Genomic DNA, 14,371 nt, shown 5'->3' on the forward strand with positions numbered 1-14,371 from the left:
TGTAATAAAATCTTTTTCTATTTTTATTTAGGAATCTTTTTTTCTCGTTAGTCTTAAGAATAAAGCTAGCAATAAAATTTATGGTAGAAAGAGAGGAAATGGAGGATTTACTTCTTCGATATTATGAAGGGGTGACAACGGAAGAAGAAACGATTCGGGTTGAGGAGTGGTTAGGGACTTCTGATGAAAACAGAGAAATAGGCTGGCAAATTCAAACGATAGTTTTGGCAGCTAATGTAGCTCAGGTATCATCAAAGTTGGATGTGAAGAAAGCTTTGTCAAACGTACATCGGAAGATGAAGCGTGAGAAAGTAGGTAGTAGGTATCAAGTATTGTTTAGAGGGATGCAACGGGCGGCCGCCATTTTATTTATCCCTTTGGTAGTATCATGGTGTATGCTTTATTTTGATAAAGATGTACAGGTAGCGGAGATGATGGAAGTCAGGACGAATCCGGGTATGACGACTTCGGTTGTATTGCCTGATGGAACGGAAGTTATTTTGAATTCCTCCTCTTCTTTGCAATACCCGTCTCGTTTTTCTGAAGGGGAAAGAAAAGTGAAATTGCTAGGTGAGGCTTTCTTTTCGGTAATGAAGGATAAGAAACCATTTGTAGTCAAAGCATTGAGTGGTTCGGAGATTATTGTTCATGGAACGGAATTCAATATAGAAGCCTACAAAGAAAGTGAAATGGTACAAACAACTTTGGTTTCGGGTAAAGTTAGTTTTTCTTATTTCAATAGAGGGAAAAAAGAGAATTTGATGATGCAACCGGGACAAAAAGTAGTTTACGATATAGCACAAGAGAGAGTTGTGGTAAAGAAAGTCAATGTAGATGTGGAGACAAGTTGGAAAGACGGACACTTGATTTTTAAGAATACTCCATTTGAAGAGGTATTGAAAAGATTGAGTAAGCAGTTTAACGTTGAGTTTGTATTGAAGAATCCTGCATTGAAACACAATTCTTTTACGGCAACTTTCACCAAGCAACGCTTGGAACGTATATTAGAAAATTTCCGTATATCCTCAAACATACGGTTTAAGTATATTGATGATGGAAATATAAATACTGAGAGACAAGTAATAGAAGTTTATTAACCATTTAAAAAGCAAATAGTACGATGAAAGACAAACACCTTTAAAAAAAAAATGCAAGACAATGTTGGAGCATTCTCTTGCATTAAAAACAGTAACTTTTTAAATATCTGTTTGGAGACAGATAAAGTAACTTTATTTTTTCACTAGAAATCAATACAAAATTATGAAAAAACACTGTTGTATCCAATCATTCGGGGCAAAAAGTGTCCTGATGAGATGCATAAAAAAAATCCCTCTTGCTATGAGATGCACATTATTTATGCTATTTTGTTTGGTTGGCATGACCTTTGCCAACGATAGTTATGCCCAAAGAACGATGGTAAACATCGCCCTTGACAACCGGACCGTTGATGAAGTCTTGACCGAGTTAGAGCATGGTACTGAATTCGTGTTCTTCTATAACAATAAACAGGTGGACGTGAAACGTCGGGTGTCAGTAACCGCTAACAATAAAACTATATTTAAAGTCCTCGAAGATGTCTTCAAAGGGACTAATATCGCTTACAAGGTACTGGACCGTAATATCATTCTTTACGATAAAGTAGCCGGAGTCGATGAAGTAAAGACTTCTATGCAGGCATTAACAGTGAAAGGTTCTGTTGTTGATGCGTCCGGCGAACCGGTAATTGGCGCCAGTATACTCGTAAAAGGTACCACCAATGGTGTAATTACCGATGTTAATGGTAATTTCATATTGAGCAATGTGGCTTCGGATGCTACTCTTATCGTGAGTTATGTAGGTTACAAGACTCAAAACATTAGTGTTGCCGGTAAATCTTCTTTGAAGATAGTATTGGTAGAAGATGCGGAAGTATTGGACGAAGTGGTGGTAGTAGGTTATGGTGTTCAGAAGAAAGAATCACTTACCGGTGCTATTGCAAACATCACTGCCGATGAAATCGCTACGACTAAGACCGAGAACTTGATTAGCAATATCCAAGGTAAAATGCCGGGTTTGTTGATTCGTCAGAAAACTGGTGAACCGGGTACTTTCGACAATATGGTCAGCATTCGTGGTTACGGTACTCCGTTGGTGGTAATCGATGGTATCACGCGTTCGGGAACAGATGAACTTGCCCAGTTGAACTCAGAAGATATAGAGAGCATGTCTATCTTGAAAGATGCCTCTGCTGCTATCTACGGTTTGAATGCCGCCAATGGTGTAATCATTGTTACTACTAAAAAAGGTTTGGCCGAGAAGACGAGAGTATCTTACTCCGGATTGTTCGGTGTGAAGAACGCTACCGGTATGGAAAAAACTGTAGATGCCTACAACTATCGTATGCTGGCCAATGAAAGAGCACGCAACGACCAGGCCGCTCCTGAGTACACTCCTGACTTGCTGGAACTGTATAGAACCGGTGCAGAAGGGTATACGGACAATAACTGGATTGACATGTTCATGGATAAACTGGCCTTCCAACAATCGCATACCGTTTCTGTAAGAGGTGGTTCGGATAAGGTGAAGTATTACGTAAGCTTCGGTTATAACGGTGATAATGGTTTGCTGAAAAGTGGCGTTCAATACTACCATAGATATAACTTAAGAAGTAACCTGACTGCAGAGATTACAAAAGGCTTAAAACTGAATGTAAACCTTTCCGGCCGTTGGGATGAAACGCAAAGACCGAGAGAGGACTTTATGTGGACTTTCAAAACATTGATGGTGAATGACCGTGGTATCGGAACTCATACTATTGCTAATCCCAATCACTTGTCTGCTATCGGTCCCGAAAACAAGAATCCCTTTGCATTGGTTGATCCGGAAGTGGACGGTTATCGTAAGAACAGAGGTTTGACATACACGGCTGATGTAGAATTGAATTGGCAGGTTCCTTTTGTAAAAGGATTGGCTTTGAGTCTTTTGGGCTCTTTCGACGGTAACAATCGCAATAATTCTTCTCTGAACCGTTCTTATCAATTGTACGACTATTATACAGATGCACCTGCAGGTATGGGTGGTAGTACCGATGCTTATTCCAATACCATGAGGATTTATCAGAAAATCTATGGTAGAGTACAAGCTAACTATATGCGCTCTTTCAATCAGCATAATTTGAACGTAACTGCTGTGGCTGAGTTGAACAGTAACCGTCAGGATGAATTGTCCGGTTCACGTAAATATACCGAATTGTATACCAATGATATTCTGAACCAGGCAAGCCCCGGAACCGCTACTAACTCTGGTTACCGTAGCTATGGTCGCTTGGCGGCTTATCTGATGCGTGTGAACTATGATTATGCAGGCAAATACCTGCTGGAGCTTGTAGGTCGTTATGATGGTTCCTATCGTTATGCTCCTTCCAAACGCTGGACATTCTTCCCATCGGTAAGTGCCGGATGGCGTCTTTCAGAAGAAAGCTTCATTAAAAACAATTTGCCATTCATCACTAATTTGAAGATCAGAGGATCTTTTGGCCAAAGTGGATATGATGCTGGTGATCCGTTCCAATATGTTTCTGCTTATACAGCAGCTTCTAATGGTTATGTTTTTGGTGGCAGTAGCCAAATTATGGGTATGGTGGCTCCGGGTGTAGTTACCGACAGACTTTCTTGGGTTACTTCTTCTATCTCTAACATCGGTTTGGATTTCGACCTCTGGAATGGTAAGTTGAGTGGTACTATTGAGTGGTTCAACCGTAAGAATGAAGGTATCTTGGCCGACCGTGCACAACGTGCTCCCGATACTTTCGGTGCAAGTTTCCCGAAAGAGAACTTGAACTCTAACCGTAATCGTGGTTTTGAAATTGAGTTAGGTCATCGCGGACAGGTTGGTAAAGACTTCTCATATTCGGTAAGCGCTAACTTTACATACGCCCGTGAGAGACGTTTGCATGTGGAACATGCCGAATATACCAGTTCTATGGACAGATGGAAGAATGGGCAGGAAAATCGTAACAGCAATGTGATGTGGTTGTACAAGTATAATGGACAATATACCTCTTTGCAACAATATGAAACAGCTCCTTTGATTGGTGGTAGCTTGGGTAACTCTAAGATGCTTCCGGGTAGTTACCGATTGTTGGACTTGAATGGTAATGGTCGTATAGATAGTGATGACCGTCTTCCTGAGTTCTGGGCAACGGGTGCCAATCCTCCTATCCAGTATGGTTTGACTTTGGCTGCCTCTTATAAGAACTTCGATATCAATATGTTGTTCCAGGGTGCTTCCGGTTACTCCATAGGCTATGCTAATGACGATGTTTGGGGATATGGTAGTAAGACCAATAAATCTTATTTGCTTGCGAAATTTACAGATCGTTGGCATCCGACAAATATAACTGACGATCCATACAATCCTTCTACACAGTGGATTACCGGATATTATCCTGCACTACGTCATAACTTCTCCAATACATCGGACAATGGTAACCGTTCGAGCTATGGTATTTCTGTTTGGAATCCGCAGGCTACCTATCTACGTTTGAAGAGTTTGGAAATAGGCTATAATCTGCCGAAACCATTTATGAAAAGAATAGGATTGAATAGTGCCCGTCTATTTGTCAATGGCTCTAATCTTCTTACATTCTGTAACAAAGCTTTGAAGGATGCTGACCCGGAACGTGAAGAGAGAGACTGGGGAGCTAACCTGGCATATCCGTTGATGAGAACCTATAACTTTGGATTGAACATAAACTTTTAATTCTGAATTACCATGAAAAGAAATATTTTATCTGTATTCTCAATCTGTGCGTTGATGGGACTATCCGGTTGTAACGCCTTTCTTGAACTGGATCCGCTGGATAAGGTGTCTCCCGATCAACTATTGGGGACAGAAGGTGGTGTAAAGGCCTTGTTGGCTAATATCTATACCATGATTCCTATGGAAGATTTTAATTATCGTCCGAATACTGGATTCAATCAGCGTGGTTATGATGGTGTGAATGAAACTACTAATCTGGCATTCTTTACCGATGAAGCTACTCGTAGCGATGGTGGTACAGGCATTGGCTTTGAAGGTTTTAATTACTGGCCATACAGTGATATTCGCCAAGTGAATGTATTCATGCAAAATGTAGAAAAAGCTAAGGCAGCAGGTACTATTTCTACTACAGAAGCCGACCGTATGATTAGCGAAGCACACTTTGCACGTGCTTATATGTACTATGGACTGGTGAAAAGATATGGTGGTGTTCCATTGATTGACAAAGTGCAGGATGATGATTATGCCAATGGTGGTCCGGCGGCTGTTGCTGTTCCTCGTAGTACGGAATTGGATACATGGAAATTTGTATTGAACGAATGTACACTTGCGGCTGCCAATTTGCCCGATGCTACTTCCGGTTCTGATGTATATCGTATCACCAAATGGACGGCATACGCACTGAAATCAAGAGTTGCCCTTCATGCTGCTTCTGTAGCCAAATATTGGAATGAAGCTCCTTTGGCAGGTGAAGCTGTGAATCAGAAATTGGTGGGTGGAATGACTTCTGCTGATGCTGATGCATTCTACAAAGAGTGTATCGATGCATCGAAATATCTTATTGAAAATTCCGGTAAGTCTCTTTATAAGCCGACTCCGGGCACTGTTAAAGAAGCTGCTACCAACTTCCAAGCATTATTCCTTGACGATCAGAATGAAGAAATCCTCTTCTGCAAGGCTTATCTCGATGGAACGACGAATACTAATCAGGGTCACAGTTATGCCCAATTCAACATTCTTCCTCAGGTTAATCCGGGAGCGTTGAAGTATGGTCGCTTTAATCCGATGCTGGAGATTGTCGATTTGTTTGAAGATTATACAGATGACGGTACCGGTAAGGCTGCAAAGATTATAACCCGTACGGATGGTAACGAGAATACTTATATTACTAACTTCCACAATATGAGCAATTCATCTGTAGTGAACGCACTGATGAATACGCCTTTTGTGAAGTATGACAATCTGTATCAACCGTTTGAAGGGAAAGATGCACGTTTGTTGGCAAGTGTGGTTGTTCCGGGTTCATCCTATGCAGGTACTCAGATTATTATTCAGGGTGGATTTATCAAAGACAACAATTCATACGTAGCCTACTCCAATGAGTCTACCCAGAAGAATGGCAAGACATACTATGCATTGGGTGCTGAGGGTGAAACTATGTTCTCCGGCTTCAATAACGTGAATAGTGGTGAAGATGCTAACTGGACGGCTACAGGCTTCGGAGTACGTAAGTACATGCCCGAAGGTGAAAGCGTGTCTCCCGACCGCCTTGCTTCTACCATGTCTTACATCGATATGCGTTTGGCAGAGGTTTATCTGAATTATGCTGAGGCTACCGTTGAAAATGGCAGTGGACAAGGTGATAAAGATCAGGCAAAGAAATATCTGAATGCGATACGTCGCAGAGCCGGACATACCGACCAAATTGCATTGACATTGGATAATGTGTTGAAAGAACGTCGTGTAGAAATGGCTTTTGAAGGAAAACGTTTTTGGGATATGAACCGTCGTCGTGAGTTCCATACTGAATTCAGCAATAACCGGATTCGTAAAGCTTTGGTTCCGATGCTCGACTTGCGTGGGTCAGAACCTAAATACGTCTTCGTACGAGTGAACTATTTCGGTGATGAAACACGAGGTGGACGTACTTTCCAGACAACCAATTATTATAGAGGCATACCGAACATCGCAACAAATGGTTTGGTGCAGAACCCTGGTTATTAATTTGAAATAATATAAAGGAGAAGATTATGAAAAAGATATTGCTATTTGTGTCATGCTGCTTATTTGCGTTGACATCCTGTGAAGTAGATAATTATGATGGGCCGGATGCTTCCATACATGGTTCTATTCTCGATGAGCAGACCGGGGAGCTTGTAGGTTCTGATATGGAAAACGGCAACGCTATCAAGGTGAGAGAGCAAGGCTTCAGTAAGCCGGCGGACCAGACTTGGTACATCACGAATACCGGAGAATATCGTAACAACATGGTATTTGCCGCTACATACGATGTCCGTTTCGAGAATGGGAATTTCTATCCATTTGAAATAAAAGATTTTGTAGTGAAACGGGGAGATAATACCTATGATTTCAAGGTTATTCCTTATATTCGCATTAAAAATTCAAAGATTGAGAAGAACGGTAACGTGATTACCGCTACATTCTCATTAGAGGGCGGTAAATCGGAAGTAAAACTGAAAGAGATTCAACTATTTGCTTTCTCCGATATGTGGGTAGGCAATAATGTAAAACTTGCGTTGAATGGAGGTACCAACAAGCGCACCTTTAGTCCGACAGTTGAGATTAATACTACTGAAACATACACCTTGACCATCAATTTGGATGAGAATGCGGATGTGTTGAAGTACAGCAAGGATTATTATTTCCGTATTGGTGCTATGGCTGATGTATCCGGGGTAGGTACAGTACGCTATAACTATGCTCCATTGGCAGTCATAAAATTATAATTCATAGCAGATAAAGACGTTCTGCTTGACCGCAGGACGTCTTTTTTTTATCCATACATTAAAAATAAAACCATGAAGAAACTAAAGATTACACTTTTAATGCTATTGGGGATGATTTGTACGCAACTCTATGCGGTACAACTAAACTCTATCTATCCTCAGAAACCGAATGATCCCGAAGCCTTTTACTTTACTCCTGAAAACTATCAGATTAAGGCAGATGGAAAAATGGATGTATCGGACGCTCTACAAGCAGCTATTAATCAAGTGAAGAAGGAAAGAAATTTCGGCATTTTATTCATCCCCGAAGGCAAGTATAAAATCAGCAAGACAATCTATATTCCTACTGCCATTCGTCTGATTGGTTACGGAAAGAATCGTCCTGAGTTTATCCTCGGCAAGAATTCTCCGGGATTTCAGGAAGCGGTTCCTACGGATAAAGGTAAAGCCAAGTATATGTTTTGGTTTACCGGTGGGTTGGTAGAAGAGGGACAGGCACCTCGTGATGCCGGTGCCAGTACTTTCTACAGCGCTATGTCCAATATTAATCTTCGTATAGAAGATGGTAATCCGCATGCTGTAGCATTGCGTACGCACTTTGCACAACATAGCTTTATCAGCTACGTGGCTGTATATATAGGTAAAGGTAAAGCCGGTTTGTTCGATGTAGGCAACGAACTGGAAAATGTGGCTTTCTATGGCGGTGATTACGGTATTTATACCACCAAAGCTTCTCCGGGTTGGCCTGTAATGATGGTTGATTCTTATTTTGAAGGTCAACGCATAGCTGCGCTCCGTTGCCAGGAGTCAGGGTTAGCTATGGTGAATCTGCATGCAAAGAATGTCCCTGCCGTATTCGATATTGATCCTAACTATTGCGACAAACTCTTCTTGGAGAATAGTTACTTTGAGAATGTAAGCGGTCCGGCAGTAGTGATTACTAATGAAAATAACAGCAATAATCAGATTACTTTCCGCAATGTCTATTGCAAGAATGTGCCGACTTTGGCAAAATACACACGTAGCAACACAGATACAAAAGTTCCTTATACGATCTATAAAGTAAAATCCTACGATCATGGTTTGCAAATGGATAATCTGTTGGATATGCCCGAATATGAAACCTTGCTCGATGTTGAACCTTTGCAGAAAATGCCTGCCGCCCAACTGATGGACATCCCGGCTTTGCCCGCTATGGCTACTTGGGTGAATCTTCGTGAACTCGGTGCGAAAGGTGACGGCGAGACTGATGACACCAAGGCTATACAAGAAGCTATCGATAAGTATGATAACATCTATGTGCCCCAGGGTTGGTATCGCATTACCGAAACCTTGAAGATGAAACCGAATACGAAACTCATCGGTCTGCATCCTTTCGGTACACAGTTCCGCTTGTCAGAGAGTACTCCGGCATTCAGTGGCTTCGGTGCTCCTAAGGCGATGGTAGAATCTTCTGTAGGCGGTACGAATATGCTGGTAAGTATCGGTATCAATACAGGCGGTTATAATTTCCGTGCGGTAGGTGTGAAGTGGATGGCAAATGCTGATTCGTATATGAACGACGTGAAGTTTGTAGGTGGCCACGGTGGTCTTGCAAAACCCAGACCGGCAGATAGCAACAATGCCACTCAACGGAACTCATGGAACCGCACTCCCCGTATCAGTTCTCCCGAAAACCCCGTTGCTGCATCAGGCATGGACTTAGCTTGGGACAACCAATACTGGAGTTTGTGGGTTACAAACAATGGCGGTGGAACCTTCAAGGACGTCTGGACTGCCAGCACATACGCTACCAGTGGTTTCTATGCCAATAACACCAGTACTCCGGGACGCATCTATGCCATGTCTTTGGAACACCATGTAAGAAATGAAGCACGTTTCAACAAGGTGTCCAACTGGAAAGTATATTGTATGCAGACCGAAGAAGAAAGCCGTGAAAGTACCGAATGCCAGCCCATCGAGATGGACAATTGCAAAGACATGACTTTTGCCAACTTGTATATGTTCCGTGTGATTCGTGTCAACGAGCCTTATCACAGCTCAGTAAGGATTCGTAATTGTGAGAACATTGCTTTCTTGAACCTGCACAATTACTCTCAGATTAAGTATACCAACAACATCGCCGTTTTCGACGTGAATAAAGACATCGATATTCGTCCTTGGGAGCTTTCCCGTCTGATTGTGACCGGCAAGGAACCTCATCAGCAACCCCTCAGCAACGATGTGAACAAGGTAAATCAGTTGGCTTCCGATTTCGACTTTGCCGAAGGCATTGCACGCGATAGTAAAGGCAACATCTACTTCTGCGATCATCGCATGCGCCGCATTTTCAAGTGGTCTGTAGAAACTAACAGTCTCTCACTGATTGCCGATTTCCCCTGGAAACCGTCCAACCTTGCTTTCGATTCGGAAGATAATTTGTTGGTATTGTTCCGCTACGACTCTCAACCGGGTTATCTGATTGACGGCAAACCCGAAGAAATGCCCGTGATGCCTGATACGAAAGGAACTTCTTTTAGTGGTTATGGTAACTCTGCATTTACTATGAGGGTTTATTCTATCGATCCTGAGAATCCTGAAGAAACCATCAAGTTATTGCCCCGTGTACCTATGGGACAAGTGAAGAATGTTTATAAAGCGCTCTATCCTTCCAACCGTTGGAGAGACTTCCACGATTTCAACGAAGTATCGGTCTATGTTCCCGAAATGTGCTTCCTGGCACCGGATGGAAAGACTATTATTCCTCATTACTTCGACCTTTCCCGTAGTTCCAGCTTGTTGGAAGCTTATCCGGGCAAGCCCTTCTATACATCCGATGAATACGACCGTCGCATGGTGAAGATGGACGTTGCCAATGACGGCACGCTTTCTAACTTGACATATTTTATAGAACAAGGTGAGTTCGGCTCGGCTGTAGATAAAGAAGGAAACTTGTATGTGGCTGACGGAGAGATCTATATCTTTGATAAAGATGGAAATAAGAAAGGAATGATTCGTGTTCCGGAGCGTCCATCTACGCTGCAATTCGGCGGGAAGGATGGTAATACATTATTTATTACAGGCAGATCCATGTTCTTTGGAGTGCGTACTAAGTGATGACTCAACGGACAATACCCTTATAGGCAGATAGGAAGAGGTCTTATCTGAGATAAACTCACTCTTGGACTCATCATACAATCATACCGTATGATTGTATGATGAACCCATGAGTGAGTATCATTCAGTTCTACTTTCATCCTATCTTCATCACTATTTGTGACAAATACATTCAATCTTCAATTCAATCACACTCGAAAACTTAAATAATAATACCCTATGAAACATTATTATTCAATCAGATTTCTGTTGATAGTCTGTTGGATTATCGGCAGTTTGCCCATTGCCAGAGCGGCAGAAAGTAGCTCTGTATATACTCAAAGGCCGAATGATCCGGAGGCTTTTTACTTTACTCCGGAGAATTATGGTTTCAAAGCTGATGGAAAATCAGATGTAACTGAGGCACTCCAAAAGGCCATTAATCAGGTAAAGCAAGAGAAGAACTTTGGTATCTTGTTTCTGCCAGAAGGTAACTATCGCATTAGTAAGACGATACAGATACCTTCGTCCATCCGCTTGATTGGTTATGGAAAGAAACGTCCTGTTATCTACCTGGGTGCTAATACACCCGGCTTTCAGACTACTCAGAATTATATGGTGTGGTTCACCGGTGGACTAGCTCCCGAAGGACGCCAACCATCGGATGCCGGTGCCGGAACCTTTTACAGTGCCCTTTCCAATATTGACTTTCGTATAGAGAAGGGGAATCCTCAGGCAATTGCTATCCGTTCCCATTTCGCCCAGCACAGTTTTACCAACCATTGCGATATTCAGATAGGCGAGGGGAAAGCTGGTATCTACGATGTCGGTAATGAACTGGAAGACATGAAATTTTATGGTGGTGAGTATGGAATCATCTCTTCCAGAACCTCTCCGGGATGGCCCATAATGACAGTCGATACCTATTTTGAAGGACAAAAGAAGGCAGCTATCTATTCTAAGGAAGTAGGATTTGCCATTGTGAATATGCATGTGAAGAATACTCCTGTAGCTTTTGAAATGGCAGAGAATCTGGCAGATCGTCTTCACATTGAAAACTCTCTTTTGGAAAACATATCTGTAGCCGGTATAAAGGTGAGTGTAGTAGGGAATACCTTCTCACAACTGAATATGGTAAATGTCGATTGTAAGAATGTGCCCGTACTGGTAGACTATGCACAAAGCGGGAAGATGGTCAATGTAAAAGACAAACAATATAAAGTGAAAGAGTTTACATACGGTCTTGTACTCGATAATCTGAACGCAACTTCCACTTTTCAGGAAATCAGTGAGATTGTTCCGGTTGCCAATGTACCTGCTAAGCTACAAAAAGAGCTTCCCATACTTCCGGCAATGGAAACATGGGTGAATGTGCGTGACTTCGGCGCAACAGGTGACGGCGAAACTGATGATACCGGTGCTTTTGAAAAAGCCATTTCCCAACACAAGAATATCTATGTACCACAGGGTTGGTATCGTCTGACGAAGACCTTGAAGATGGCTCCGGGAACAAGATTGATTGGTCTGCATCCCTTTGGTACTCAGTTTGTATTGAATGAAAGTGAGCTTGCATTTAGTGGCTTTGGTTCTCCTATGCCTTTAGTGGAATCTTCCGAAGGTGGAGATGATATATTGAATGGTATCGGTATCAATACAGGCGCTTACAATTACCGTGCGGTAGGCTGCAAGTGGATGGCAGGCGAACATTCGTATATGAACGACGTCAAGTTTGTAGGTGGTCATGGAACCCTGCGCAAACCTACTCCGAATACCAACGAACAACGATCTAATTGGAGGGGAGGCGAGCATCGTATCAGTTCTCCTTCTGCCCCAGTGATGGAGTCGGGGAAAGACCTTGCTTGGGATAACCAGTATTGGAGCCTTTGGATTACCAACAATGGCGGTGGTATCATTAAAGATATCTGGACCGCCAGCACATACGCCGCTAGTGGTCTTTACATCAGTGACACGGAAACTCCGGGCCGTATTTATGCCATGTCTCTGGAACACCATGTCCGCACGGAAGCCCGTTTGCACAATGTTGCCAACTGGAAGATATACGCATTCCAATTTGAAGAAGAAGGCAAGGAAGGTCCTGATTGCCACATGGCTGAGATGTCGAATTGTAAGAATATCGAGTTGATAAACGTATGGATGTATCGTGTAATCCGTGCTTTCATGCCGAAAGAAATCGGTTACCGTATGTGGAACTGTGAGAATATCACTTTCCGCAACATGCATAACTATACGCAGATATTGCCCGTCATTGAGTTTCCCATCTACGATATGAACAAGGCTTTACCTGTATATTCGTGGGATTTTGCCCGTCTTACTATCTCCGGTAATGAAAAGAGCAACCGTCCGTCCTGCGATGTAATAGATAAACCTGTAAAACTGGCTACCGGCTTCGAACTGGCTTCCGGAGCAACTACCGACAGTAAAGGAAATGTTTATTTCTGCGAGAACCGTTTAAAGAAAATCTATAAATGGCCGGCAGATAATGGGCAGATCACAATGATTGCCGATTATCCTTGGAAACCCTTTACTTTGGCTACCGATACCAAGGACAATCTTTTAGTCATCTTCCGTTATGACCCGCAACCGGGCTATATGATGAATGGTGAACAAGAAACCGTGCCCCGTCTGCCGGATGATAATCCGATGTATAGTGGCTGGGGGAATAGTGGATGGAGTGCTTTGGGATACTCCTTCGACCCCAATAATATAGATGCTACCATGAAACCACTACCTCGTATTGCCACTGCCGATGCTAAGAACGTGCAGAAAGTGATTCATCCTGCCAGCCGTTGGCGTGGTGATTTTCATAAAGTGGTAGCCAGCATGCCGGAGTATAGTTTCATTGCTCCTGATGGTGTGACCATCATCCCGGAAACTTACGACTTGGGACGTTCCTGCGCATTGATTCCGGTTGTTCCCGGTCAGAAAGAACCTGTTTATGTAGTGAATGAAAATAATAAAACAACTGTCCGCCTATCAGTTGGTGTGGATGGACGTTTGGCAGAGGAGAAAGTACTATGTCCTTTCGGTCAATACAGTAATGTGACTGATGCTGAAGGAAATGTTTATATTGCTGACGGAGAGATATTTGTCTACGATAAGTCAGGCAAGGAACAACGACGCATACAAGTGGAAGAACGTCCTATTTCAATGACTATTGGAGGACAACAGAAAGATGTGTTGTTTGTAACAACTACTCGTTCTCTCTACGGTATAAAGATTAAATAAGAATCTTCCGGTATAAGAATCAGCCCTTGCAACATGAAAGTCAATGTATGCAAGGGCTGATTTTATATCAATCAAAAATGATAAATGGGTCTATTTTTCAAGTAAGTCTTTCAAGAAAGCATCCAGTTCCTCATCCAGTCCCTTCAGTAATTCATCATTAACCAGCAGGGTATCATCATCCATGAGTAGTAGTTCGGCAAGTGTTTCTTTGTCATCGTCTACTAATACGAAGGAAAATGGTTTCAGAATGATTAATTTGTCAAAGTATCCTTCATGCTTCATGTTGCAGAGAAGAGTAGATAGGATACGTTCTGCATTTTCAAAGAAATCGTCACCTTCATAAGTCATCCATTCTTCAATAGTGGCATTAGCAAGCTCCTCATCTTCATCATCAAAGATAGACAACTCACCTGAATTCTGGTTAGGTTGCAGATGAATATCCGTAACGATAGTTTGTTCGCAACCACATGTATATTTGCTGATTGCTTTCTTTATAGTTCCCTCCAGGAGGGATAATGACGACTGACTGAGCTTCATAATGGCTTCCTTTTTCTTAATAGTTG

The 14,371-nt window shown here is 42.4% G+C and carries 7 protein-coding genes; 6 read left to right on the top strand and 1 reads right to left on the bottom strand.

The window, feature by feature from the left end:
• Nucleotides 1-80: 80 nt before the first annotated feature.
• The 6 genes from Q1W14_RS14340 (at nt 81) to Q1W14_RS14365 (ending at nt 13,808) form a co-directional block, all read left to right on the top strand.
• On the top strand, nt 81-1,097 hold the full coding sequence (locus tag Q1W14_RS14340; protein ID WP_300702538.1) for a FecR domain-containing protein: 1,017 nt from the start codon (nt 81-83) through the stop codon (nt 1,095-1,097).
• A gap of 241 nt (nt 1,098-1,338) precedes the next feature.
• Nucleotides 1,339-4,740, top strand: coding sequence for a TonB-dependent receptor (locus tag Q1W14_RS14345; protein WP_300702539.1), 3,402 nt, complete (start codon nt 1,339-1,341; stop codon nt 4,738-4,740).
• A gap of 12 nt (nt 4,741-4,752) precedes the next feature.
• Entirely contained in the window at nt 4,753-6,744 is a 1,992-nt protein-coding gene (locus Q1W14_RS14350) for a RagB/SusD family nutrient uptake outer membrane protein (protein ID WP_300702541.1), read from the top strand.
• Nucleotides 6,745-6,770: 26 nt separating this feature from the next.
• A complete protein-coding gene (locus Q1W14_RS14355; protein ID WP_300702543.1) occupies nt 6,771-7,487 on the top strand; it encodes a DUF3823 domain-containing protein in 717 nt (238 codons plus the stop codon).
• Between the two features lie 72 nt (nt 7,488-7,559).
• A complete protein-coding gene (locus tag Q1W14_RS14360) occupies nt 7,560-10,583 on the top strand; it encodes a glycosyl hydrolase family 28-related protein (RefSeq protein ID WP_300702545.1) in 3,024 nt (1,007 codons plus the stop codon).
• Between the two features lie 219 nt (nt 10,584-10,802).
• Entirely contained in the window at nt 10,803-13,808 is a 3,006-nt protein-coding gene (locus Q1W14_RS14365) for a glycosyl hydrolase family 28-related protein (RefSeq protein WP_300702547.1), read from the top strand.
• Nucleotides 13,809-13,898: 90 nt separating this feature from the next.
• Here Q1W14_RS14365 and Q1W14_RS14370 read toward each other — a convergent pair whose 3' ends face one another.
• Nucleotides 13,899-14,345, bottom strand: a complete 447-nt coding sequence (locus Q1W14_RS14370) for a hypothetical protein (RefSeq protein ID WP_300702549.1) — start codon at nt 14,343-14,345, stop codon at nt 13,899-13,901.
• Nucleotides 14,346-14,371: the final 26 nt, after the last annotated feature.

It is taken from the genome of Bacteroides sp. (assembly GCF_030151085.1).
Lineage (GTDB): Bacteria > Bacteroidota > Bacteroidia > Bacteroidales > Bacteroidaceae > Bacteroides.